Raw genomic sequence first — 24183 nt, 5'->3', positions numbered from 1 at the left:
CGATCGGGGCGGGCGTCAGCGGCCCAGGGCCCGGTACCTGCGCACCGACAGCGGCAGGAAGACGGCGACCAGCGCGACCGGCCAGATCAGCGCCAGCTCCGGCGCGTGCTGGACGGCCCAGGAGTCGCCGCCCCAGCCGGGGTTGCCGAACAGCTCCCGGGTCGCGCCGACGGTCGCCGACAGCGGGTTCCACTCGGCGACCGCGCCGAGCCAGCCGGGCATGGTGGCCGGGGCGACGAACGCGCTGGACAGGAAGCCGAGCGGGAACTCCAGCGTCTGCACCCCGGCCACGGCCTGCTGGCCCTTCAGCACGAGGCCGAGGAAGACGCCCACCCAGACCAGGGCGAAGCGCAGCAGCAGGACCAGCCCGAACGCCGCGACGGTGTCGCCGACGCCGCCGTGCGCCCGCCAGCCGACCGCGAGGCCGACGAGCAGCATCACCGCGAGGGTGAGCACCGCGAAGAGCAGGTCGGCCGCCGCCCGGCCGACCAGCGGGGCCAGCGGGGAGACCGGCATCGAGCGGAGCCGGTCGGTGACGCCCCGGTCCAGGTCGGCGGAGACGGCGAGCGTGGTGAGGCTGATGCCGAACACCATGGTCATGGCGAACATGCCGGGCATCAGGAACTCCCGGTAGTCGCCGCCGCCGGGCACCCGCAACGCGCCGCCGAACAGGTAGGCGAACATCAGCACCATGACGACGTCGAACCCGAGGGACGCGACCAGCGGCCCCGGGTCGCGACGCCAGTGGGCCAGGCTGCGCCGGGTCAGCGTGACGCTGTCGGCCAGCAGGGCGGGGCGGCCGGGCGCCACGTGCGGGGACGCGGTGTCGGGCAGGGTCGTGCTGGTCACGCGGGGACCTCCTCGGCGGTCTCGGTGCGGCGGCCGGTCAGGTGCAGGAACACCTCGTCCAGGGTCGGCCGGCGCAGCGCCACGTCCTCGACGGCGACGCCCGCGGCGTCGAGCGCCCGCAGCACCTCGGTCAGCGCGCCGGCCCGGTGCTCCACCCGGGCGCTGACGAGCCGCCGGTCCGGGTCGACCTCCGGCTCGCCGCCGGCCACCCGGCCGAGCTGGGCGCCGGCCGCGGCCAGGTCGGCGGCGTCGCGGACGACCAGGTCGATCCGGTCGCCACCGAGCCGGGCCTTCAGGTCGTCGGGGGTGCCCTCGGCGATGACCCGCCCGCCGTCGAGCACCGAGATCCGGTCGGCGAGCCGGTCGGCCTCGTCGAGGTACTGGGTGGTGAGCAGGACGGTGGTCCCCGCGCGGACCAGCTCGCGGACCGCCTCCCACACCTCGTTGCGGCTGCGCGGGTCCAGCCCGGTGGTCGGCTCGTCGAGGAAGAGCACCGCCGGGGCCAGGATCATCCCGGCGGCCAGGTCGAGCCGTCGGCGCATGCCACCGGAGTACGCCCTGACCGGCCTGCCGCCCGCGTCGGCGAGCCCGAACCGGTCGAGCAGCTCGCTGGCGCGCTGCCGGGCGCGCTTCGCGCCGAGGTGGCACAGCCGGCCGAAGACGACCAGGTTCTCGTGGCCGCTGAGCACCTCGTCCACGGCGGCGCGCTGCCCGACCAGGCCGATGCGGTGGCGCACCTGGTCGGGCTGGCGGGCCACGTCGAAGCCGGCGACCTCGGCGCGGCCGGAGTCGTGGCGCAGCAGGGTCGACAGGATCCGCACGGCGGTGGTCTTCCCCGCCCCGTTCGGGCCGAGCAGGCCGCACACCGTTCCCGGCCGGACCCGCAGGTCGAAGCCGTCCAGGGCCGGGATGTCCCCGTACCGCTTGCGCAGCCCCTCCGCCGCGATCGCGAAACCGTCCGCTGTCACGTCGCCCCCTCCGCCACCTACCGTACAACATACGGTAGCACGTACGGAACAGGCGACGGCGACGCCGTTACCGGCCGATCGCCGCGTAGCGGGCCTCCGTTGCGGCCTTCTGCGGCCCCCACCACCACTCGTTGCGGCGGTACCAGTCGACGGTGGCGACCAGCCCGTCGGCCAGGTCCCGGTGGCGGGGACGCCAGCCCAGCTCCCGGCGGATCTTGGAGCTGTCGCAGGCGTAGCGCAGGTCGTGGGCGGGGCGGTCCGGCACGTGGTCGAAGTCGTCGGCGGGCCGGCCGAGCAGCGTCAGGGTCAACTCCAGCAGGGCGCGGTTGCTCCACTCGGCCCCGGAGCCGATCAGGTACGTCTCCCCGCACACCCCCGCGTCGAGGATCAGCAGCACGGCGTCGTTGTGGTCGTCGACGTGGGTCCACTCCCGCACGTTCGCGCCCGTGCCGTAGAGCTTGGGCCGCTGACCGCGCAGCACGTTGGTGATCTGCCGGGGCAGGAACTTCTCCACGTTCTGGTACGGCCCATAGTTGTTCGCGCAGTTGGACGTCGTCGCCCGCACCCCGTACGACCGGACCCACGCCCGGACCAGCAGGTCCGAGGCCGCCTTCGTCGCCGAGTACGGGCTGGACGGGTCGTAACGGCTCTGCTCGGTGAACGCCCCGCCGCCGTGCAGCGGCAGGCTGCCGAACACCTCGTCGGTGGAGACGTGGTGCAGCCGCCGGTCGTGCCGGCGGACCGCCTCCAGCAGCACGAACGTGCCCTCGACGTTGGTACGCAGGAACGGCGTCGGGTCCTGCAAGGAGTTGTCCACGTGGGACTCGGCGGCGAAGTGGACCACCGTGTCGCAGTCCGAGACGAGGGCGTCGACCAGGTCGCCGTCGCAGACGTCGCCACGGACGAAGGTGATCCGGTCGGCGACCTCGGCGAGGCTGTCCCGGCTCCCGGCGTAGGTGAGCGCGTCGAGCACGGTCAGCCGCAGGCCCGGCCGGGCGGCCAGCGCCCGGCGCACGAAGTTGGCGCCGACGAACCCCGCACCCCCGGTGACCAGCATGTGTTCCATGCCGCGACGCTAACCGACGCGGCCCGCAGCGGGGTCGGACCCGGCCACTTGGGCGCACTGCCTAGGCTCGCTGCCGGGCGGACTGTCCACCCGACACACGGCGCGGAGGTGCGGAATGAGCGGGCCCAGCCCCACCCAGCGGTCCCTCACCCGGGACGACGTGGCCTGGTACGTCCGGGCCTCCCTCGGCCCCGGGCGTGACGTGGTCGACTGCGGGCCGCTCGGCGGGGGCGGCTTCGCCACCGTGTGGTGGGTGACGCTGGACGACGGCGGCGCGGCCGCGCTGAAGGTGGCGCCGCCGCCCGAGGCCCGCCTGCTGCGTTACGAGCGCGGCCTGGCGGCGGCGGAGGCGCGCTACTTCCGGCTGGTGGCCGCGCACGCGCCGCAGGTGCCCGTGCCCCGGGTGCTGCACCACGGCCGGGACCCGGAGCGCGGCGAGTGGCTGCTCACCGACCGGCTGCCCGGGCGTCCCCTCGCCGAGCTGACGGCCGACATCGACGCCGGCCCGGCCCGCGCCGACTTCGGCGCCGCCACCGTCGCGCTGCACCGGATCACCGGCGACCGGTACGGCTACGACGGCGGCCGGGCCGGCGGGCCGACGTGGTCGCGCGCGTTCGCCGCGATAGTCGACGACCTGCTCGCCGACGCGGCGGACTGGGACGTCGCCCCGCCCGGCGGGCCACGGCTGATCCGGGAGCTGGTGCGCCACCACGCGGGGGCGTTGGACGAGGTGCGCCGCCCCGCCCTGCTGCACTTCGACGGCTGGGACGGCAACGTGCTCGCCGCGCCGGACGCGACCGGCGCGTACCGGATGTGCGGGCTGGTCGACGGCGAGCGCTACCTGTGGGGCGACCCGCTGCTGGACCTGGTCTCGCCGCTGCTGTTCCGGCGGGCCGAGGACGAGCCGGACCACCCCTTCCTGCGCGGCTGGCGGGCGGCCGGCGGCCAGCCGGCGGCCTTCGACCCGGCGGCCCGGGTGCGACTCGGCCTCTACCGGCTGCACCTCTACCTGCTGATGATCGTGGAGATGCCCAGCCGGGGGATGACCCCGGAGAACGCCCCGGACCGGTCCGCGCTCCTGGCCGAGCTGCTCGACCGGGAGCTGGCCGACCTCGGCCGGGGCCGGCCCCGTCCCTGAGCCGGGGCCCGCCGACGGTTCCGGGTCACTCCGTGGGCATCGGGGCCGGTTCCGCGCTGGCCATCCGGGCCGGGTCCCAGTACGAGGCGTCCGGGGACGGCGGCCGGCTGCTCGACGCGCCGGTGTCCCCCACGGACGCCGGCGCCGCCGGCCGCTCCCCCGGACCGGACCGGCGGGCCGCCACCCCGGCCACCACGGCGACGACCACGACCACGGCGACGGCCACCGCCACCGCCGCACCCCACCCCTGCCTCATCCCGCACTCCTCTCCGCCGCCCCCGCGGCGACGCGGGACCGGGAACCCGACGCCCGGCCACGACCACACCTCTTTGGACGCGCGCCGCCCCCGGCCGGATCCGTCGGATCCGGCCGGGGGCGGGCATCACCCGATCGGATGACTCAGACGCGGGCCGCGACCGAGTTGTAGACGTCCATGACCGCGGTGTCGAAGTACGAACTCTTGTTCACCCCGGCGCTGTTCAGTGTGCTCATGATTCCGTTCACGTAGCCGTACACGTCGTTGTAGAGGCGTAGCCAGACCGAGCCGCTGGAGCCGCCCGTGAAGCCGCAGTTGAGGGCGATCTTGTTCTCGCTGCCGGGCCGGTACGTCGTGCCCTGGCAGTACTGCTGCCACCCGCCGTCGTACGGCGGCGCCGCCGGGTAGGCGAGGATGGTGACGGCCTGGGTGTAGCTGTAGTTGACCGAGAGCCCGTTGCCGCCGACCACGTTGACCAGCTGCTGGCCCGACGCGTTCGGGTACACGGTGATGTACGAGACGTCCCGGTCGAGGTTGCTGTCGTTGATCCAGGCGTTGAACGCGGTCAGGTACTTGGCCGACCACCGGCCGTACGGCTCGGCGCCGTAGTTGTAGAGCGGCACGAAGATCCAGTTCTGCATCCACTGGCCGCCCCTGCCGCCGTGCACGCAGTGCCCGGCGCTCATGACGAGCAGCTTGGAGGTGCTGTTCACGGCACCGGCCGAGCAGACGTAGTTCTTGCCGTCCACGGGGTTGTAGAAGAAGACCTTGCCGACGGTGGCGGACGCGGCGACGTAGGCGCTGATGTCCCCACCGGCCTGCGACGCGACGCTGGAGGCGGCCGTCACGGTGGGCGCGGCCGGCGGCACGGAGCGGGCCGGCCCGGTCGGCTTCAGGCCCTTGCCGGCCACGGCTCCCGCCTTCTTGACCAGCACGTCCGCCGAGATCGCGGTGCGCATCCGCTCCTTGGTCCAGTAGTCGCTCGCCTGCTGGGCGGCGGTCAGCCCGCTGCGGGCCGCAGTGGTGGAGGTGGTCGCCGCCACCGTGGTGGCCGACGCTCCGCCGACGGGGGCTGCCTGCGCGGGCCCGGTGCCCACCAACACCGTCGCCGCGACGAGCGCGGCGGACGCGGTGACCGTGGCCACCCGCCGGATGTCCGGAAAGTGCATTCGTTCTCCTCCCACCAAACACATTGGCGCTTGTCTAAGCGCTCGGCACAGCATGCGGGGCCGGGAAACGGCGACGGAAGGACCCGGGGCCGTCAACTCTGTCGCTGACAGTGTGTCCGCGACCTGACTGACCGCAAGGATTCAACATCGGACAGTGGTGAAGCTCGGAGGTTTCCGGGCCAGCGCCAAGATGTGGGGAGAACGCCAATGGGCCGGCTCACCCGCCCTCTCGTGCCAGCAGGTCCCCTCGCCGACTTCTACGACCGACTACACGCCCTGCACCTCGCCGCCGGCCAGCCCAGCGTGCGCCGGCTGCAACAGCTCACCCGCGCCGAGCGGCGGCCCCGGGGCATCAACCCGACGTCGATCCACGCGGTCTTCACGCGTCCCCGCCTGGCCCGGTGGGAGGTGGTGGGTGAGATCGTCCGGGTGCTCGGCGGCGACGTCGAGGAGTTCGCCAGGTTGTGGCGTCGGGCCAACCGCTGCCAGTCGCACGACGACAGCCTGGTCGACCCTGCGCCGCACGCCCGGCCGTGGGCACCCGCCGACGCCACGCCCGTCCCCCGCGAGCTGCCGCCGGACGTGCTGCCGTTCACCGGGCGCGGCCCGGTCCGCGCCGCGCTCGACGGCCTGCTCGCCGAGGGCGCCACCCGGGCGGCGATGATGACCGTGCTGCTGACGGGCTCGACCGGGATCGGCAAGAGCGCGCTGGCCGTGCACTGGGCCCACCGGGTCGCCGACCGCTTCCCCGACGGCCAGCTCTACGCCGACCTGCGCGGCGAGAGCCCCGGGCAGCCGCCGACACCGGTCGAGGTGCTCACGGCCTTCCTCGACGCCCTCGGCGTCGCCACTGCCGGCCTGCCCGCGTCGCCGGCCGCCCTCGCCGCCCGCTACCGCACCCGGATGTCGGGACGCCGGATGTTGGTGCTGCTCGACAACGCCAGCACCGTCGGGCAGGTGCGTCCCCTGCTGCCCGGCTCGCCCGGCTGCCTGGTCCTGGTGACCAGCCGGGACGGCCTGGCCGAGCTGGTCGTACGGCACGGGGCGCGGCGGCTGGAGCTGGGTCCGCTGAGCGCCGAGGCGGGCGTCGAGCTGCTGCGCGGGCTGATCGGCGACCGGGTCGACGCCGACCCCGAGTCCGCCTACGACCTGGTCCGGCGCTGCGGCGGTCGGCCGCTGGCCCTGCGGGTCGCGGCGGAGCGGATGACCGCCCTGACCACACCCGCCCTGACCACACCCGCCCTGGCCACGACCGCCCTGCCGGGGCCGCCCCTGGCCCCGGTACGGGTGGTGGACCACCCCCGGTTGTGCGTGCAGCGGTCGACGGCGCTGGCTGACTCTGGGTGACCCTCCTCCGACCCCAACCGACCTCGCACGCCCCCTTTGCTCTGCACCCACGGACGCAGCACCCGGCTGGGCTGCGCGCGAACGCGAACGCGAACGACGCCGCGACCGGCGGACCGTCGCGCTGCGTAGGCGTTGCGTAGGCGGGTGCAGAGCAAAGGGGGCGGAGAAGGGTGTCGGCGCCCGGCGAGCGGAAACCACGCCGTGTCACACGACGTCGGCCGGACCGGGCCGGGCCGGGCCAGGCCAGGCCAGGCACGCAGCCAGCCAGCCAGCCAGCCAGCCCGCGTCACGGCGCTGGGGCGGCCTCCGGGGCCACGCCGGGGGCGGGGGTGATCGGCAGCAGCACGCGGAACACCGTCCGGCCGGGCTCGCTCGTCACCCGGATGTCCCCGTGGTGCTTGTTGACCACGATCCGGTACGAGATGTCCAGCCCCAGCCCGGTCCCCTCGCCGACCGGCTTCGTGGTGAAGAACGGCTCGAAGATGCGCGGGCGCACCGCCGCCGGGATGCCGGGGCCGGTGTCGGCCACCTCGACGGTCAGCTGGTCGTCGACCCGGCCGGTGCGGACGGTCAGCGTGCCCTCGTCGCCCATCGCGCCGAGCGCGTTGTCGATCAGGTTGGTCCACACCTGGTTCAGCTCGGCCGCGTACGCGGGGATCGGGGGCAGCGCCGGGGCGTACTCCCGGACCAGGCGGACCCCCGGCGGGAGCTTGCCCTTGAACATCACCAGCGTCGCGTCGAGCAGCTCGTGCACGTCCACCACCTGGTAGGGGGCCCGGTCGAGCTGGGAATACTGCTTGGCCGCGCCGACCAGCTTGGAGACCCGGGTGGCCGCGTCGGCGATCTCCCGCATGAGCAGCTCGGTGTCCACGGTGTAGGTGAGCCACCGCACCGCCGGCTCCAGGTCGTCGGTGCCGAGCTCCGCGCGGACCCGGTCCAGCCAGGCGACGTCCAGCCCGCCGGCGACCAGCGTCGGGGCCAGCTCCCAGCCGGCGGCGATCCCCTGGTCGTCCAGCCAGTCGGTCAGCTCGTCCTCGGCGTCGCTGGTGGCCAGGGGCGACAGCGCACACGCCTTCGCCGCCCGCTCGACCGCCTCCTCCTGCAACGCCACGAGGGCGTGCAGCCGCCGCCCGTCGAGCCGGCCGTCGGCGATCATCGCCAGCTTGTGCCGCATGCCGGCGACCCGGTCCCGCAGGGCGGACGCGGCCCGCACCGCCGCGCTCGCCGGGTTGTTCAGCTCGTGGGTCAGCCCCGCCGACAGGGCGCCCAGGGCCACCAGCCGCTCCCGCTCCCCGACGACCGTCTGGGTGTCCCGCATCCCGATGAACAGCCCCTCCAGCAGGTGCATCGCCATCGGGAACCAGGACCGCACCGCGTGGGCGAACGTCTCGGCGGGCAGCACGAAGAACTCCGCGTCGCTGACCGCCCACATCCCGTTGCGGTAGATCTGCTGGTCGTCCAGGTATGCCTGGGTGGCCCCGCCGTACACCCCGCGCTGCGCCGTGCGGAGGATCTCCACCTCCTCGCCGTGGATCGTCCGACACAGCCGCACCTCGCCGGCGAGCAACACGAAGAAGCAGGTCGCCGGCTCGCCCTCGGCGTAGACGGCCTCCCCGGCCGTACGCTGCTCGACCCGGCCGTGCTCGGCCAGCCAGGCGACCTGCCGGTCGTCGAGCGACTCGAACAGGAACAGCGTCCGCACCTCGGCGGGGGTCAGGCCGGTCACTGCGCCTCCAGGTAGCGGTGCACCAGCGACACGGCCATCGCGCCCTCGCCGACGGCGGAGGCGACCCGCTTGACCGAGGCCGCGCGCACGTCGCCGGCCGCGAACACGCCGGGCAGGCTGGACTCCAGGTGGTAGGGGTCGCGGGGCAGCGACCAGCCGGGCGGCCGGCTGCCACCGGCCACCAGGTCCGGCCCGGTGACGACGTACCCCCGCTCGTCGCGGACCACGACGCCCTCCAACCATTCGGTACGCGGCTCCGCGCCGATGAACACGAACAGCCACGACGCGTCGACGTCGCGCCGCTCGCCGGTGCGGGTGTCGCGCAGGGTCAGCCGTTGCAGGTGCTCCTCCCCCGCGCCGGCCACCACCTCGGTGTGCGGGTGCACGGTGATGCGGTCGATGCGGTCGAGCTGGTCGATCAGGTAGCTCGACATCGACGCCGTGAGGTCCGCGCCCCGGATCAGCACGTGCACCCGGGCGGCGTACCGGGAGAAGTAGACGGCCGCCTGGCCCGCCGAGTTCGCCCCGCCGACGATGTAGACGTCCTGGTCGACGCAGCTCGGCGCCTCGGTGGCGGCCGAGCCGTAGAACACGCCCCGGCCGGTGAGCTCGGCCAGGCCGGGGGCGTCGAGCATCCGGTACGACACGCCGGTCGCCAGCACCACCGCGTGCGCGGCGATGGTGGACCCGTCGTCGAAGCGCAGCAGCCGCGCCGAACCGGCCTCCGCCAGGCCGACGACCTCCCGGGTGCTCAGCAGCTCCGCGCCGAACTTCAGCGCCTGCCGGCGGGCCCGGTCGGTGAGCTGCGCCCCGGACACGCCGTCGGGGAAGCCCAGGTAGTTCTCGATCCGGCTGCTCTGCCCGGCCTGCCCGCCGGTGGCCCGCCGCTCCACCAGCACCGTGCGCAGCCCCTCCGACGCCCCGTAGACGGCAGCGCCGAGCCCGGCCGGCCCGCCGCCGACGACCACCAGGTCGTAGAAGTCCGACGCCGGGACGACGTTGAGGCCGACGAGGCCGGCCAGCTCCGTCTCCGAGGGCGCCACCAGGGCCTTGCCGTCGGCGGTGACGACCAGCGGCACGTCGGCGGCGCTCACCCCGGCCGCCGCGAGCAGCCGCCCGCCCTCGGGCTCGTCGGCCAGCAACCAGCGGTACGGCACCAGGTTGCGGGCCAGGAAGTCGCGCACCGCGAAGGACGGGGCGGACCAGCGGTGCCCGACCACCCGGATCTCCGTGGTGGCGGCCTCCGGGCTGGCCGTCCACGCCTCCAACAGCGCGTCGACGACCGGGTAGAGCTTCTCCTCCGGCGGGTGCCACGGCTTGAGCAGGTAGTGGTCGAGGTCGACGAGGTTGATGGCGTCGATGGCCGCGCCGGTGTCCGCGTACGCGGTGAGCAGCACCCGGCGCGCGGCGGGGAAGAGGTCCATCGCGGCCTCGAGGAACTCGATGCCGTTCATCTCGGGCATCCGGTAGTCGGCGACCAGCACCGCCACCTGCTCGCCGCGCAGCTTGATCTCGCGCAGCGTGTCGAGGGCCTCGGGGCCGGAGCCGGCGCGCACCACCCGGTACCGGTCGCCGTAGCGGCGGCGGAAGTCGCGGGCGACCGCGCGGGAGACCGCCGGGTCGTCGTCGATCGAGAGGATCACCGGGTGCGCCATCGGACCATCAAACCACTCCGGCGTTACGACTTGGCTGCCCACGCCCCCTGCCACCAGGCGTGCGGCCGCCGGCGGCAGTGGCGGTGACCGCCGCGGCGACGGCGACGCCGAGGACGATCCACAGCACCGGGTTGGTGCGCAGCCCGTCGGGCAGCTGCTGGGCCAGGACGAACACGCCCATCACCACCACGAACCACCCGAACGCCCGGCGCAGCACCGCCTCGGGGACGCGCCCGGCGAGCCGGCCTCCGGCGAGGCTGCCGACCACGGCGGCGGCGGTGACGGCGGCGGCCAGCCCCCAGTCGATGCTGACGGTGGAGAGGTAGCCGGCCAGGCCGGCGAAGGACTTCATGGCGATGACCACCAGCGAGGTGCCGACGGCGACCGGCATCGGAAGGCCGCCGAGCAGCGCCAGCGCGGGCACCACCAGGAAGCCGCCACCCGCCCCGACCAGGCCGGTGACCAGCCCGACCACGACCCCGTCGAGGATCACCCGCGGCACGGGAAGCTCGTGCGGCACGGGCCGGTCCCCGGTGTCGCGCCGCCCCCGGATCATGGCGACCGCCGTGGCGAGCATCATCAGGGCGAACCCGGTGAGCAGGACGGCGGCCGGGACGTACGCGGCGAGGCGGCCTCCGGCGTACGCGCCGGTCATGCCGGCGAGGCCGAAGACGAGGCCGGTGCGCCAGCGCACCCGGTGCGCGCGGGCGTGCGGCAGGACGCCGACGGCGCTGGTGGCGCCGACGACGAGCAGCGAGGTGGCGATCGCCTCCTTCGCCGGCAGGTCGGCGACGTAGACCAGCAGCGGCACGGCGAGGATGGAGCCGCCGCCGCCGAGCAGGCCGAGGCTGACGCCGATGAGGACGGCGAGGCCGACGGTCAGGGCCAGACTGCCGGTCACGACCGCCGCCCGGTGGTCGAGCCCTCGCGGAGCTGGCCGACGATGGTGTCGAGGTCGCAGCTCGCGCCCCGGTTGTAGGGCAGCCTGCCCAGCAGCATGCCCATCGCGCAGGTGTTGGTGAGGGCGGCGAAGGTGAGGCCCGCGCCGATGGCGGCGGCGACCCACTTGAGGCCGGGCACGAGCACCGATCCCAGGACGGCGACCAGGACGATCGAGCCGGCGACGAGGCGGACCTGCCGTTCCAGGTCCCAGCGCGGGACGCCCTGCCGGACGGGCGCGTGCGCGGCCTGCCAGGCCAGCATCCCGCCGTCGAGGACCTTGAGGTGGGGCAGTCCGACCCCGGCGAGGGTCTGCCCGGCCTGGGTGGCGCGGGCGCCGGAGCGGCAGATCAGCACCACGTCCTCGTCGAGGTGGTTGCGCAGCTCCTCGCGGTGCTCCCGCAGCAGGTCGAGCGGGACGTTGTAGGCGCCGGGGATGTGCGCGGTCTCGAACTCGGCGGGGGTACGCACGTCGAGCAGGCGGGGCGCACGGCCGGAGTCGATCAGCTCGCGCAGGCCGGCGGCGTCGAGCGTGGCCGGGCGGGTGTTCTCGGAAGTGCTCATGTCTCCTCGTTCCTGTTGTCGGTCCCGGTCGGTCGGGTCCCGGCCTGCTCGAACCGGTCGTCGATGACGACGACCTCCCGGCCGGCGTTGGCCAGCAGGGACGCGGCGGCGGTGGCGCGGTAGCCGGAGCCGCAGTGCACCCAGACGGTGCCGGCGGGCACGTCGGCGAGGCGGTTCGGCAGGTCGGGCAGGGGGATGTGCACCGCGCCGTCGAGGTGGCCGGCGGTCCACTCGTTGGTCATCCGGACGTCGAGCACGACGTCCGGCGTGGGCAGGCCGGCGGGCGGGTGTCCGGCGCGGGCGGCGGCGAGCGCGGGGAAGTCGGCCGTGGGCAGCTGCCGTAGCTGCTCCGGCCGGGCCGCCCACCGCTCGGGCGAGCCCGTGGCCTGGGCGGCGGGCCGGTCGATGCCGATGCGCGCCAGTTCGCGCTGGGCGTCGGCGACCTGCTCGGCGGTCTCGGCGAGCAGGGTGAGCGGGGCGCCCCAGTCGATCAGCCAGCCGAGCCAGGTCGACATCGGCCCGTCGAGGCCGAGGGCGACCGTGCCGGCGAGGTGCGACGCGGCGTACGCCTTGCGGTGGCGCAGGTCGACCACCCACTGCCCGGCGGCGAGCCGATCGCGCAGCTCGGCGGCGTCGGCGCGGGCCACCGGGGTGAGGTCGACCGGCGCGGGTCCGGCGGCGTTGGCCACGCCCATGTGGGCGTAGTAGGCGGGGTAGGCGTCCAGCCCGGCGAGGGTCTCGGTGACGAAGTCGGCGGCGGCGAGCCGCAGCACGGGGTTGACCCGCCGTTCCCGGCCGATCGTGGAGTCGGGTGCGTCGGCCTGACTGGCCGAGCAGAAGCTGCCGAAGCCGTGGGTGGGCCACACCTGCGTCCCGTCGGGGAGCAGGTCGGCCAGCCGTCGGGCCGAGGCGTGCTGGCGGTGGGCGAGGTCGTGGGCGTGCCGCCGCCCGAGCAGGTCGGTGCGTCCGGTGGTGCCGAACAGCAGGGAGCCGCCGGTGAAGACGCCGACGGGCTGCCACCGGCCGGCGGCGGCCTCGTCGAGGACGTACGACAGGTGGTGGAAGGTGTGGCCCGGCGTGGCCACGGCCCGCAGCCGCAGGGTGTCGGAGATGGCGACGGTGTCGCCGTCGACGACCGGGTCCCGGTCGAACCGGACGTCGTCGGCGGCGGCGACCAGGTATCGCGCGCCGGTCAGGCGGGCCAGTTCCAGGCCACCGGAGACGTAGTCGTTGTGCAGGTGGGTCTCGACCACGTGGGTGATCCGCGTCCCCTTCGTGCCGGCGAGGTACAGGATGCGGTCGACGTCGCGCTGCGGGTCGACCACGACGGCCACCCGGCCGTCGGAGGCCAGGTAGCTGCGGTCGCCCAGCGACGAGGTCGCGACGACGGACACGTCGAGCGTCATTGCGTACTCCCTCCACAAATACCCCGGGGGGTATGCTGTCGGCGGACTGCGCCCCGAGCTGGGCGCACCACGGTCTACCCGCGCCCGCCGTCGCCATGCGGGCCGCGCGCCACCGGGTCGAACATACCCCCGGGGGTACGGGATCCGCCAGCGACCCAGCCGGGGAAGGGCGGGTCCCTCGGCCTGGAATATACCCCCAGGGGTATGCGCTACAGTCGGTGTACCCGCCGACCATCACCGCAGAGGAGACCGGCCCATGTTGTTCACGCAGTACTACCTCGACTGCCTGTCCCAGGCGTCCTACCTCGTCGCCGACGAGCGCACCGGCCGGGCCGTGCTGGTCGACCCCCGCCGCGACATCGGCGAATACCTCGCCGACGCGCGGGCGCACGGGCTGACCATCGAGGGAGTGATCAACACTCACTTCCACGCGGACTTCCTCGCCGGCCACCTGGAGGTCGCCGCCGCGACGGGCGCGTGGATCGGCTACGGCCGGCGCGCCGAGACCGAGTACCCGATCCGCAAGCTCGCCGACGGCGAGCGGATCAGCCTCGGCGACGTCACCCTGGAGATCATGGAGACCCCGGGCCACACCCCGGAGTCGATCAGCGTCCTGGTCTACGAGCACGCCGCCGACCCGGTGCCGCACGGCGTCCTCACCGGCGACGCGCTGTTCATCGGCGACGTCGGCCGCCCCGACCTGCTCGCGTCCCTCGGCGTCACCGCTGAGGAGCTGGGCGCGATGCTCTACGACAGCGTGCAGCGCAAGCTGATGGGCCTCCCCGACGAGGTGCGGGTCTTCCCCGCGCACGGGGCGGGCTCCGCGTGCGGCAAGAACCTCTCCACCGAGCGGCAGTCCACCATCGGCGAGCAGCGCCGCACCAACTACGCCTGCGCGCCGATGAGCCAGGGGCAGTTCCTCGCCCTGGTCACCGGGGGCCAGCCGGCCGCGCCGGGCTACTTCGCGTTCGACGCCGTGCTCAACCGGCGGGCGCACGAGCTGTTCGACTCCCGCGCCACGGCCCGCCCGCTCACCGCCGCCGAGTTCGCCGGGGCCCGCGCCGACGGCGCGGTCGTCGTCGACGCCCGCGACCCGCAGGAGTTCGCCGCCGGGCACGTCGCCGGGGCGATCAACATCCCGGCCGACGGCCGGTTCGCCGAGACCGCCGGCAGCGTGGTGGCCCCCGACCGTGCAGTGCTCGTCGTGGCGCCGGAGGGCCGCGAGGAGGAGATCGTCGTACGGCTCGCCCGGATCGGCTTCGACCGGGTCCTCGGCCACCTGCGCGACGCGGGGGCGACCCTGGCCGAGCTGGCGTCCGAGACGAGCCGGGCCAGCCGGGTGACGGCGACGGAGCTGCGCGCGGCGCTCGACCGCGCCGAGCCGCCGGTCGTGCTGGACGTCCGCAACATCGGGGAGCGGGAGCAGGGGGCCATCGCCGGTTCGCTGCACATCCCGCTGGCCGAGCTGACCCGTCGGCTCGACGAGGTGCCCGCCGACCGGCCCGTGGTCGTGCACTGCGCCGGGGGCTACCGCTCCTCGGTCGCGGCCAGCCTGCTGCGCAGCGCCGGCCGGCGCGACGTCTCCGACCTGCTCGGCGGCTACGGCGCCTGGCGGGCCGCGTACGCACAGGTCTGACCGCCGGCGGGAGCGGCCACGGGCCGGGCCGCCCCCGACATGGGATCGGGGGCGGCCCGGCCGTCGGTCAGGCCGTCGCGGTGCAGCTCAGCGTCGGGGTGCTGGCCGCCCCCGAGCCGGTGAAGCCGAAGCTGGCCTTCCCCCCGGCCGCCAGCGTGCCGTTGTAGCTGGCGTTGCGGGCGGTCACGGTCGACCCGCTTGTGGTGACCGTGGCACTCCAGGAGGAGGCGATCTGCTGCCCGCCGGACCACGTCCAGGTGACCGTCCAGCCCCGGATCGGGCTGCTGCCGGCGGTCACCTCGACCTCGCCCTGGAAGCCGCCGGACCACTGCCCGGTGGACTTGTAGACGGCCGAGCAACCGGCGGAGGCCGGCGGCGTGGTCGCGGGCGGGGTGGTGGGCGGAGCCGTGGTCGGCGTGGTGGTCGGCGGCGTGGTGGTCGGCGGGGTGGTCGTGCCGCCGAAGTTCACGTCGCTGCACAGGTAGTAGGACTGGTCCGAGTGGCTGGCCTGCCAGATCGTGTAGACGATGTGCCGGCCGGTGCGCCCAGGCGCGTTCGCCGGGACCTGGATCGACACGCCCTGGCTCTCCTTGGTCGGCCACTGCGACGCCGGGGTGTTGCCGATCTGGCCGACCAGCTCCAGGTCACTCCACGCCAGCGGCTTGGTCAGGGCGTTGAAGCCCTGCTTGGTGACGTACACCCGGATGTAGTCGGCGCCGTGGCTGGCCTGGTCCCACAGCTTGACCTTGAAGCTGTTGGAGACGTTGGTGGTCTTCCACGCGCCGAGCGCGTCGAGGGAGTTGTAGCGGCCGTCGCCGGTGTGGCCGGCGCTGCACAGCTGGCCGTCGGGGATGGCCGCCTGGTGGTTGCCGGCGACGCCCTCGCGGTACAGGCCGTTCCAGTTCCACATGGCCGACGCGTTGTACTGCCAGGCCTGCCAGCACATCGGGTCCTCGGTGGCCATGGCCGGGTTCTGGAAGTCGCTGCCCCAGCGGGCCCAGCAGCCGTAGTTGCGGGACGCGGGGTCGACGGTGGAGCCGTGGGCGGCGGCCGGGTTGGCCAGCGCGGTGGTCAGCAGCAGCGCGGCGGCCGCGCCGACGGCGAGCAGCCACGCCACGAGGGGGATGCGACGTGGTCGGACGAGATGGGACACGGAGCCCTCCAGGGAAAGGTCGGACGACGACACCCGGACGGTCGGGAGTTGCCCACTCCCGCGCCTGCTTGCGTGGCTCCCGCTGCGGCTCTGCCTGGCAGACTCCCACATGCATCGAAACTAGTCAATCTTGACCAGTCCGGGTCGCCGCGGCGCGGGGCACGGACGCCCCGTGCCGCAGCGGCCCGGTCACCGGCGGGCGCCGTCGCGGACGGTCAGCTGGTGGTGCAGGTGATGCTGGCCGGCGGGTTGTTGGTGCCGTTCCAGGTGGCGGTGAAGCCGAACGTGGTGGAGGCCCCCGCGGCGAGCGCGCCGTTGTAGGCGACGTTGGAGACCGTCACGTTCGACCCGCTCTGGGTGTGGCTGCCGTTCCAGATCTGGTTGATCACCTGGCCGTTCGGGAAGCTCCAGGACACCTTCCAACCGTTGATCGGTGCCGCCCCGGCGGTGACGGTGACGTCGGCCTGGAAGCCACCGGACCAGGAGTTGGTGACGGTGTACTTCGCGGTGGCCTGGCCGGCCGGCGGCGGGGTGGTGGTGCCGGTCGGCGTCGGGGTCGGCGCCACCGTCGGCGACGCGGTGGGGGTGGGGGTCGCGCCGACGAAGGTCAGCTTGACCACGTACGCGAGGGCGCTGTACGGCGCGCTCGCCGACGGCATGGTGATGTGCAGGCCGCCCCCGTCCTGGGTGGGCCGGGGCAGGTTGATGTAGGTGCCGGCAGTGGAGCCGAGCAGCTGCACGCCGGTCAGGTTGGCCAGGTTGACCCGGCTGGAGGTCATCGTGGTGATGGTCAGGGTGCTGCCCGGCCAGCCCATGACGGTGGCGTACAGGACGGTGTTGTTCTTGTTGCGGGTGAACCGGATGTCCTTGTTGGTGCCCGCGCGCGGCGTGACGAACGAGCCGCCGCCCATCTGGGTGGGGCCCTCGCCGAAGACGGACCAGGCCCGGGTGCCGTAGATGGACTCGCCGAACCGCTTGAGGTGGTCGCCGATGCCCCGCAGGATGGTCTGCTGCCCGGACGGGATGACGCCGTCGGCCGTCGGGGCGACGTTGAGCACCATCGTGCCGTTCTTGCTGACCCGGTCGATCAGCGCGTGCAGCATGGCGGTGGTCGAGTAGTAGCCGATGCCCTGGGTGTAGCACCAACTGCTGCTGGAGACGCTGTCGTCGGTCAGCCAGTACGGGGTCTGGATGCCCGCCGGGCCGCCGCGCTCGAAGTCGTAGACCTCACCGCGGTTGTTGAACCCGTCCTTGTAGGTGACCACCACGTCCTTGTTCCACGCGACGGCCTTGTTGTAGTAGTACGCCAGGAAGTCGAGCCGGCGCGCCTCGTCGATCCGGCCCAGGTAGAGGTCCTGCCAGATCAGGTCGGGCTGGTAGCCGTCGATGACCTCCCGCAGCTTGTCGGTCCACAGCTGCTGCTCGGTGGCGTTGTCGAGCTGCCCGTACAGCTTGCGCAGCGTGGTGCTGGACTGCTGCGGCACATACTGGTAATAGCCGCCGAAGTTCCACTGGTGGTGCAGCGAGACGAACAGCTTGAGGCCCTTGGCGCGGATGGCGTCGGCGTGCAACCGCAGCAGGTCCAGCTTCGGGCCGGTGGCCACCGAGTTCCACTCGTTGACCCTGCTGTTCCACATCGAGTAGCCGTCGTGGTGCTCGGCCACCGGGCCGGCGAACTTGGCCCCGGCGTCGACGAAGAGTTGCGCCCACTCGTTGGGGTCCCAGTTGCCGCCGGCGGACTTGAGCTTCGGCGCGAACTGCACCCAGTTGCCCGCCTTGTCCCGGGCCCCGTTGATGAAGTTGTGGTACGGCCACGCGGACGGGTCGCCGTACACGCTCTTGTGGTGGTTGTTCTCGTACGAGCCGTTGTTGTACATGTTGCGCGGGTACCACTCGTTGCCGAACGCGGGGACGGCGAACGCGCCCCAGTGGTAGTAGATGCCGAACTTGCCGTCCTGGAACCACTCGGCGGCCGGCGGGTGCTGGTCGACCGAGGCCCAGGTCGGCGTGTAGCTCTGCGGCCCGGCGGTGGCCAGGGCGTTGCGGACGCCGAGCAGGCCGGTGGCGGCGGCGACGCCGGTGGCGCCGCTCGCGACGAGCAGGCCGCGGCGGGTCAGCCGGAGGGATGACGAGGACATGAATGATCTCCTGGAGGGACGGTGGTGAAAGGACGTGCAGCGGGAGGCGTTACCGGTAGCCGGCGGCGGTGATGTTGGCCTGCACGGCGTTCTCGGTGGCGTCGGACGGGTACCCGGAGGTCATCACGCCCTCGTAGAAGGTGCCGCGCGCCCCGTGGCTGTTGTCGCCGCCGATGCCGAGGATGATCGCGCCCTCCTTCTTCATCGGGTTGTAGCCCGGGACGTTGGGCCGCACGCCGTTGTAGAAGGTCGACAGGCCGCCGGACTGGGCGTTGCCGCCCCGGATGGCCCAGTGGTTCGGCTCACCCTTGACGATGGCGGTCAGGTAGCGGTGGCTGATGCTGGGATCGTTGGCGTTGTACTTCTGGTTCACCCCGGAGAAGAGGCCGTTCTCCAGGTCGGCCATGATCCACGGGCCGTTGCCGGCGCCGTAGCCCCAGACCTTGTTGTTGCCGAAGTAGATGGCCTCCATGGTGCCGTTGCCGTTGTCGCGGCTGTTGGTCTCGGCGTTGCCGTAGTCGAAGCAGCAGCCGCCGTTGTAGTGCGTGCCGTCGAGGATGGCGTACATGCCCTCGGGCTGGTCACCCTTGGCGATGCCGTTGGTGCTGTTGTTGCGGTATCCGGTGCCGGGGGCGACGTAGACGCCGTACGCCTTGTGCCCGCCGACCGTGGTCGGCGCGAGGGTGGCGTCGGCGAGGTTGTCGTAGCCACCCGGGGCGGGGCCGGAGAACCCACCGGGCGGGGCCTGGGTGAGCTTGTTACCGCGACCGGACTGGTCGTAGATGATGGTGATCAGGCAGGTGGTGCCGGCGCAGAAGGAGTCCTGCGCGGCGGCGTTGGCGACCCCGCCGGGCGCGAGCGGGCCGATGTCGCGGGTGGTGTTGTCCGACCCGCGCCGCACCTGGTAGAGCGGCCCGTTGTACGCGCCGTACAGCGCCCGGGTGGTGCTGTGCGCGGCCACGCACGGCGTGCTGCCCGCCGCGTAGATGTCACAGGGCTGTTGCGTCGCCGGCGGCGGGGTGGTCGGCGGTGCAGTGGTCGGCGGCGGGGTCGGCGTCGGCGGGGTGGTCGGCGTCACGCCCCCGGTGCAGGTCGTGCCGTTGAGCGCGAACGAGGCGGGCACGGGGTTGCTGCCGTTCGCCGTGCCGTTGAAGCCGAACGAGGTGGTGCCCCCGGTCGGGATGCTGCCGTTGTAGGACACGTTGGTGACGGTGACCTGGGCGCCGGACTGGGTGTAGGAGCCGTTCCAGAGCTGGGTGACGGTCTGCCCGGCCCCGAAGTCCCAGGTCAGCCGCCAGTTGCTGACCGGGTCGCCCAGGTTCGTGATGGTCACGTTCGCGCCGAAGCCGCCCGGCCACTGCGAGCTGACCGCGTAGCTGACCTGGCAACCGGCTGCGGCGGCGGTCGCCAACCGCGTGCCGACCAGGCCGCCGCCGACCAGGACCAGCGTTGCCAGGGCCGCGACCAGCCCCGGCAGGCGACGCCATGCTTCGCCACGTTTCATGGAGCCCTCCAGATACGGATGGAAGTGCAGGGGATCGGGCCCGGACGGGGTGGGCCCGTACGCCGCCTGTCGGGACCCGGACTCCGAGGGGCGGTGGATGACCGCGGCCCGATGGGGGCCCGGCGGCCGGCACCGGCGTGGCCGGCGGCCCGGACGCCGGGGGCCGCTTACCAGCCGGATCGGCGGCAGCGGAGGTGACCCGCGCCGCTGCACCGAGGAGAAAGTTAACGTTCACATCGGACGATGTCAATGACCCGGTCGACGGACTCCTCCCGCACCGAGCCACCCACGACCGATCCGCAGCGGTCGCCCACCCAGGGACAGTCGGCGCGACGGGGCCACGGGGCGGGTGAGCGATCTGCAAGAACCGACTCTTGCCGTGTGAACGTTAACACCATATGTTTCGATGTGGGCGAAGGGCACGCCCCACCATGTCGCCCCACCGCGACGACGGCTTCGCCGTGCGCTGCCCACGGCCCGCCCCAACGGGCGGCACATGCCCTGCGCAGAACTGCTGGCGTTCCGTCCCGTGCCCGGGGCAGGCTGAGGCCATGACGGCGGGCTTCAGCGGTGCGGTGGCGACCTACTACGCGAGACACCGGCGCGGCTATCCGCCCGAGGTTCTCGACGCCGTCGCCGGGGCGTTCGGCCTCGACTCAGGCGACAGGGTCGTCGACCTCGGCTGCGGCACCGGTCAGCTGACCCTGCCGCTCGCCGCCCGCGTGGGAGCCGTCATCGGTGTGGACCCCGAGCCGGACATGCTGGCCCTCGCCCGCCGGGCCGCCCTCGACGCCGGGGTGACCAATGCCGGGTGGCTGCTCGGCGCGGACGGCGACCTGCCCACGCTCGGGCGGCTGCTCGGTGAGGGAACCGTCGGCGCGCTGACCGTCGCCGTCGCCATCCACTTCATGGACCGCGATACCCTGTTCCGCTCCGCCCGACCCCTGCTGCGGCCCGGCGGCGGGGTCGCTGTGATCACCAACGGCGCGCCGCTGTGGGCGCAGGACGCCGAATGGTCCCGGGCGCTGCGCCGGTGCCTGGATCGGCTGCTCGGGCAGCCGGTCACGGCGACGTGTCAGACCGACGAGGCGGGCCGCCGCCGCACCCGGGACGCCTTCGTCGTCGCCGGGTACCGGTGCGTGGAGTCGTCGGTGCGCTACGAGGCCCCGCTCACCGTCGACGACATGGTGGGCGGCGTCTTCTCCGCGATGTCGCCCGACCGGCTGCCCTCGCCGCAGGGCCGGGCCGAGTTCGCCGCCGAGGTCCGCGCCGCCCTCGGCGGCCGGGAGACGGTCACCGAGCGGGTCCGGGTCTGGCTCCAGCTCGGCCTGCCCGCCTGACGCCCCACCGACGCCCCGGGCCGAGCCGGGGCGGGTCGGTGCCGCCCGACCCCGCCCCGGCTCAGGTCGTGGGCAGGTGCCGCGTCAGGCGACGAAGCGGGTGCGGCGACGGCGGGCCAGCAGGTAGCCGCCCGCGCCGGCGGCGACCAGCAGCCCGCCGAGGCCAGCGATCAGGCCGGTGGGCAGACCGGTGATCGGCAGCGACCCTTCGTCGCCGCCCCCGGTGCCGCCGGCCTGCTTCACCGTGATCTGCGCCGTGTCGTTGGTCGGGTCGAGGTCCTTGACCGGGCCGTCGCCGTCGAAGGTGTGCAGCTTCACCGTGCCGGTCCGGCTGCCGGCCCGGTCGATGCGCAGCGCGAACTCGAACGTCACCCGCTCGCCCTCGCCGATCGTGCCCCGGGCGGAGCACTCGTAGACCCGCGCGCCGGGCTTGCCGGGCTGCCACTCGTCCTCGTCCGGGTCCACGCAGGACTTCGACACCGTCACGGCGGTGACGCCCTCGGGCAGCGTCACGATGGTGGCGATGTTGAGCCCTCGCTGGCCGTTGGGCCCGACGCGCGCCGGGCCGTTGTTGCGGTAGCCGACGGTCATCGGCACGGTGGCACCGACCGCGCCGGTGACCGTGGCGCCCTGCGCGGCGGCGTCGCCGCGCTGGTCACCGGCGACGGTCAGCGTGACCCGGGTCTCGTTGTCCACCGCGTTGGTGTCGGTCTGACCGGCCGCGCGGGCCTGCGCGCCGCTGGCCGGCACCAGCTTCAGGGCCGCGTCGGTGCCCTTGCGGCCGAACGGCTCGGCCGGCCCGTGCTGGGCCCGGAACTCCGCCCAGTCGGCCGGGGTGAACCACACGGCGAAGCTGTAGTGCAGGTTCGGGGCCCAGGCGTCGGCCGGGATCGTCCCGCCGAACGTCGGGTCCACCCGGACCGTCTCGCCGGGAGCCAGTTCGTCGTCGAAGGTGCAGGCGAAGCTGCTGTCGTCGAGGGTCGGGTCGGCGTACTCGCAGTTGCTGTAGCGCTTCCCCGGGGTGAACCCGTAGGAGCCGGAGAGGTACAGCACCGCGCCGCGCACGGCCTTGGTGCCCCGGTTCGTCACCGCCAGCGGGACGTCGACCCGGGCACCGGGCCGGCCGTCGAGCGCGAGCTGCCGGTCGGCGACGAGGTCGACCCCCTCGCCCGTGCTGACGGTGGACTCGTAGGTCGCCGTGCCCACGCCGGGCGCGGTCACCGTGAACGCCAGGGTGCCCTGCCGGCCCGGCTCCGCGCCCGCCCGCGCCGTCACCGCCAGGCTGACCAGGCTCGAATCCTCGCCGTCGTCGGTGATCGAGCAGGTGATGACGTCGCCCGCCGTCGTGCAGGAGCCCCGGTCGTCCTCGGCGACCTCGGCGAACGCGGCGACCGCGCTGCGGTCCACCCGCACCGTGTACGTGCCGAAGGCCCGATCGGGCAGCGCGCGCAGCGAGACCCACTTCTGCGGGCCGCCGGGGGCGACGGTCACGTCGTTGGCGTAGAGCGTCACCTCGTCGGCCGGTGCGGCGGCGACGGCGGCGCCGGTGGGGGTCGCGACGAGCGCGCCGGCCACGGCCAGCCCGGCGAGCCAGCGACGGGCGGGGTGCGGGTGCATGGCGGTGCCTCCGGTCGGGAGGGCGGACGGGGGTGCGGAAAGGCTCTCACGGATTCCGCCGCCGTGGTGACCCGTACCGCGCTGCGGGATCAGCGCAGGTGACGCTGTCGCCGCCGGTCAACCGGGTTGCCCGGCGTCGGCCGGAGGCCGTCGAGGAGGACCCGCAGGTAGCGGTCGGCCCGCTCGTCGGGCCCGTCGCCGATGCGCACGGCGAAGGCCACGCCACAGAGGAGATGACGCAGGTCGTCCTCGGTGAGGTCGGGGCGCAGCGTGCCGGCCCGTCGGGCGTCGTCGAGCACGGCCCGGGCCAGCTCACCGAGTTCGGCGCGGCGGGCGGTGGTGCCGGGGTCGGCGTCCTGCTCCGGTTCCCCGGCGATCACCTCGGCGAACGCCGGGTCGGCCAGCTGGCGCGTCAGGAGCGCCCGCAGGAGGATCTCGACGCCGGTCCCCGGGTCGTCGTGGTGCCTCGCGGACCGGGCGTCGTCGAGCAGCGCGGTGAAGGTGTCCTCGGCGAGGGCCTCCAGCAGGGCGCGGCGGGTCGGGAAGTGCCGGTAGACGGTGCCGACGCCGGTCCCGGCCCGGCGGGCGAGGTCGTTGTGCTGCAGGGACAGGTCGCCCGAGGCCACCGCGAGTCGGGCGGTCGCCAGCACCCGGTCGCGGTTGCGGGCGGCGTCGGCACGACGTGGCGTGGTCACCCCGCCAGCCTACCGAACCGGATTGACAATCCGCTTCGGGTAGCCTTGAATCGGATACGTAATCCACTTAACTCTCGGGAGGGGTCCATGGCTCACGCCGCCACCTGGAACATCGCCGACCTGCGCGACCAGACCGGCCGCACGATCGTCGTCACCGGCGCCAGCAGTGGCCTCGGGGTCGCGATCACCCGCCACCTCGCGGCACGCGGGGCCCGCGTGATCATGGCGGTCCGCGACACCGGCAAGGGCGATCGCGTACGCGACCGACTGCGCGCCGAGCACCCGAAGGCGGACCTCGACGTCCGCCACCTGGACCTGCTCGACCTCGACACCGCGCGCCGGTTCGCCGACGGCCTGCGCGCCGAGCGGGTCACCGTCGACGCGCTCGTCAACAACGGCGGCATCGGCAACGTGCCCCGACGGCTGAGCCCGCAGGGGGTGGAGAGCCAACTCGCGACCAACCACCTGGGACACTTCGCGCTCACCGGCCTGCTCCTCGACCGGCTGGCCGAGGGACGCGACCCGGTCGTGGTCACCGTCGCCTCCGGCCTCTACCGGCTGGGCCGCCTCGACCTCGACGATCTCGCCGCCGAGCGCCGCTACTCCCGGAGCGGCGCGTACGCCACCTCCAAGCTCGCCAACGTGCTCTTCGCCCTGGAACTCGACCGCCGCCTGCGCGCCGCCGACTCCCCGGTGCGCAGCCTGCTCGCCCATCCCGGCGTGGCCAGGACCGACCTGGACCGCGACTCGCCGCCCCTGATCCGCGCGGTCGGAGCGCTGCTGAGGCTGTTCCTGAGCCGGCCGGTCGACGAGGCCGTGACGCCGATCCTCTACGCCGCCACCGAGCCTGCGGCGCCCACCGGCCGGCACATCGGACCGGGTCGGCCGCCACGCCCGGCCCGGCCGACGTTCGAGACGCTCGCCGGGGCGGCCACCGATCCCGACCTCGCGGCGCGGCTGTGGGCCCGCTCCGCGCAGCTCACCGGAGTGGACGTCGCGCCGGGGTGTTAGATGGGA

20 protein-coding genes are annotated in these 24183 nt (G+C 73.9%); 5 read left to right on the top strand and 15 right to left on the bottom strand.

Going from position 1 to position 24183, the window contains the following annotated elements; genetic code table 11:
- Positions 1 to 15: 15 nt before the first annotated feature.
- The 3 genes from TK50_RS11220 to rfbB all read right to left on the bottom strand — a co-directional run bounded on the left by TK50_RS11220 (position 16) and on the right by rfbB (position 2883).
- The gene (locus tag TK50_RS11220) at positions 16 to 849 is read right to left on the bottom strand and encodes an ABC transporter permease (RefSeq protein WP_043962686.1); all 834 of its coding nucleotides are present in this window, start codon (positions 847 to 849) and stop codon (positions 16 to 18) included.
- A complete protein-coding gene (locus tag TK50_RS11215) occupies positions 846 to 1817 on the bottom strand; it encodes a daunorubicin resistance protein DrrA family ABC transporter ATP-binding protein (protein WP_043962683.1) in 972 nt (323 codons plus the stop codon). The genes TK50_RS11220 and TK50_RS11215 overlap by 4 nt, the downstream gene beginning before the upstream one ends.
- A 67-nt stretch (positions 1818 to 1884) precedes the next feature.
- Positions 1885 to 2883 carry a dTDP-glucose 4,6-dehydratase gene (gene rfbB / locus TK50_RS11210; protein WP_199485998.1) on the bottom strand — a complete coding sequence of 333 codons (999 nt, stop codon included), beginning with the start codon at positions 2881 to 2883 and terminating at the stop codon, positions 1885 to 1887.
- A gap of 115 nt (positions 2884 to 2998) precedes the next feature.
- On the opposite strand from rfbB, the gene TK50_RS11205 reads away from it, so the two are divergent.
- Entirely contained in the window at positions 2999 to 4021 is a 1023-nt protein-coding gene (locus tag TK50_RS11205) for a phosphotransferase family protein (protein ID WP_043962681.1), read from the top strand.
- Positions 4022 to 4046: 25 nt separating this feature from the next.
- Here TK50_RS11205 and TK50_RS11200 read toward each other — a convergent pair whose 3' ends face one another.
- A complete protein-coding gene (locus tag TK50_RS11200) occupies positions 4047 to 4277 on the bottom strand; it encodes a hypothetical protein (protein ID WP_144420211.1) in 231 nt (76 codons plus the stop codon).
- Positions 4278 to 4420: 143 nt separating this feature from the next.
- Positions 4421 to 5446 carry a trypsin-like serine peptidase gene (locus tag TK50_RS11195; RefSeq protein WP_043962679.1) on the bottom strand — a complete coding sequence of 342 codons (1026 nt, stop codon included), beginning with the start codon at positions 5444 to 5446 and terminating at the stop codon, positions 4421 to 4423.
- Between the two features lie 231 nt (positions 5447 to 5677).
- Here TK50_RS11195 and TK50_RS34380 point away from each other — a divergent pair, with 231 nt between their 5' ends.
- Positions 5678 to 6793, top strand: a complete 1116-nt coding sequence (locus tag TK50_RS34380) for an NB-ARC domain-containing protein (RefSeq protein ID WP_199485997.1) — start codon at positions 5678 to 5680, stop codon at positions 6791 to 6793.
- Between the two features lie 286 nt (positions 6794 to 7079).
- Here TK50_RS34380 and TK50_RS11185 read toward each other — a convergent pair whose 3' ends face one another.
- Genes TK50_RS11185 through TK50_RS11165 form a run of 5 tightly spaced genes read right to left on the bottom strand, consistent with a single transcriptional unit; the run spans position 7080 to position 13083 of the window.
- Positions 7080 to 8519 carry an ATP-binding protein gene (locus TK50_RS11185; protein WP_043962678.1) on the bottom strand — a complete coding sequence of 480 codons (1440 nt, stop codon included), beginning with the start codon at positions 8517 to 8519 and terminating at the stop codon, positions 7080 to 7082.
- Complete coding sequence (locus TK50_RS11180; RefSeq protein ID WP_043962677.1) at positions 8516 to 10174, bottom strand: NAD(P)/FAD-dependent oxidoreductase; 1659 nt, start codon at positions 10172 to 10174, stop codon at positions 8516 to 8518. The genes TK50_RS11185 and TK50_RS11180 overlap by 4 nt, the downstream gene beginning before the upstream one ends.
- A gap of 7 nt (positions 10175 to 10181) precedes the next feature.
- Complete coding sequence (locus tag TK50_RS11175; protein WP_043962676.1) at positions 10182 to 11075, bottom strand: sulfite exporter TauE/SafE family protein; 894 nt, start codon at positions 11073 to 11075, stop codon at positions 10182 to 10184.
- Positions 11072 to 11677: a rhodanese-like domain-containing protein gene (locus TK50_RS11170; RefSeq protein ID WP_043962675.1), complete on the bottom strand. Its 606-nt coding sequence runs from the start codon at positions 11675 to 11677 to the stop codon at positions 11072 to 11074. The genes TK50_RS11175 and TK50_RS11170 overlap by 4 nt, the downstream gene beginning before the upstream one ends.
- Complete coding sequence (locus TK50_RS11165; RefSeq protein WP_043962674.1) at positions 11674 to 13083, bottom strand: MBL fold metallo-hydrolase; 1410 nt, start codon at positions 13081 to 13083, stop codon at positions 11674 to 11676. Before TK50_RS11165 ends, TK50_RS11170 begins: the two co-directional genes overlap by 4 nt.
- 256 nt (positions 13084 to 13339) lie before the next feature.
- Between TK50_RS11165 and TK50_RS11160 the strand changes: the two genes are divergently transcribed.
- Positions 13340 to 14719, top strand: coding sequence for an MBL fold metallo-hydrolase (locus tag TK50_RS11160; RefSeq protein ID WP_043962673.1), 1380 nt, complete (start codon positions 13340 to 13342; stop codon positions 14717 to 14719).
- A 67-nt stretch (positions 14720 to 14786) separates the two neighbouring features.
- Here TK50_RS11160 and TK50_RS11155 read toward each other — a convergent pair whose 3' ends face one another.
- From TK50_RS11155 to TK50_RS11145, 3 genes are all read right to left on the bottom strand, one after another.
- Entirely contained in the window at positions 14787 to 15872 is a 1086-nt protein-coding gene (locus tag TK50_RS11155; RefSeq protein ID WP_422119924.1) for a lytic polysaccharide monooxygenase, read from the bottom strand.
- Between the two features lie 215 nt (positions 15873 to 16087).
- The gene (locus TK50_RS34825; protein ID WP_043962670.1) at positions 16088 to 18010 is read right to left on the bottom strand and encodes an alpha-L-fucosidase; all 1923 of its coding nucleotides are present in this window, start codon (positions 18008 to 18010) and stop codon (positions 16088 to 16090) included.
- 49 nt (positions 18011 to 18059) lie between these two features.
- Positions 18060 to 19514 carry an arabinofuranosidase catalytic domain-containing protein gene (locus TK50_RS11145; protein WP_052503688.1) on the bottom strand — a complete coding sequence of 485 codons (1455 nt, stop codon included), beginning with the start codon at positions 19512 to 19514 and terminating at the stop codon, positions 18060 to 18062.
- Positions 19515 to 20065: 551 nt separating this feature from the next.
- On the opposite strand from TK50_RS11145, the gene TK50_RS11140 reads away from it, so the two are divergent.
- Positions 20066 to 20854 (top strand): class I SAM-dependent methyltransferase, encoded by a 789-nt coding sequence (locus TK50_RS11140; protein WP_043962669.1) that lies wholly within the window; start codon positions 20066 to 20068, stop codon positions 20852 to 20854.
- 84 nt (positions 20855 to 20938) lie between these two features.
- On the opposite strand, the gene TK50_RS11135 is transcribed toward TK50_RS11140, so the two are convergent.
- Both TK50_RS11135 and TK50_RS11130 read right to left on the bottom strand, forming a co-directional pair.
- Positions 20939 to 22471: a COG1361 family protein gene (locus TK50_RS11135; RefSeq protein ID WP_043962668.1), complete on the bottom strand. Its 1533-nt coding sequence runs from the start codon at positions 22469 to 22471 to the stop codon at positions 20939 to 20941.
- Positions 22472 to 22560: 89 nt separating this feature from the next.
- Positions 22561 to 23166, bottom strand: a complete 606-nt coding sequence (locus TK50_RS11130) for a TetR/AcrR family transcriptional regulator (protein WP_043962667.1) — start codon at positions 23164 to 23166, stop codon at positions 22561 to 22563.
- 87 nt (positions 23167 to 23253) lie between these two features.
- Between TK50_RS11130 and TK50_RS11125 the strand changes: the two genes are divergently transcribed.
- Positions 23254 to 24177 carry an oxidoreductase gene (locus TK50_RS11125; RefSeq protein ID WP_043962666.1) on the top strand — a complete coding sequence of 308 codons (924 nt, stop codon included), beginning with the start codon at positions 23254 to 23256 and terminating at the stop codon, positions 24175 to 24177.
- The last annotated feature ends 6 nt before the right edge of the window (positions 24178 to 24183 follow it).

It is taken from the genome of Micromonospora haikouensis, assembly GCF_000876225.1.
Lineage (GTDB): Bacteria > Actinomycetota > Actinomycetes > Mycobacteriales > Micromonosporaceae > Micromonospora > Micromonospora haikouensis.
This window is presented reverse-complemented; position numbering and strand designations above follow the sequence as displayed.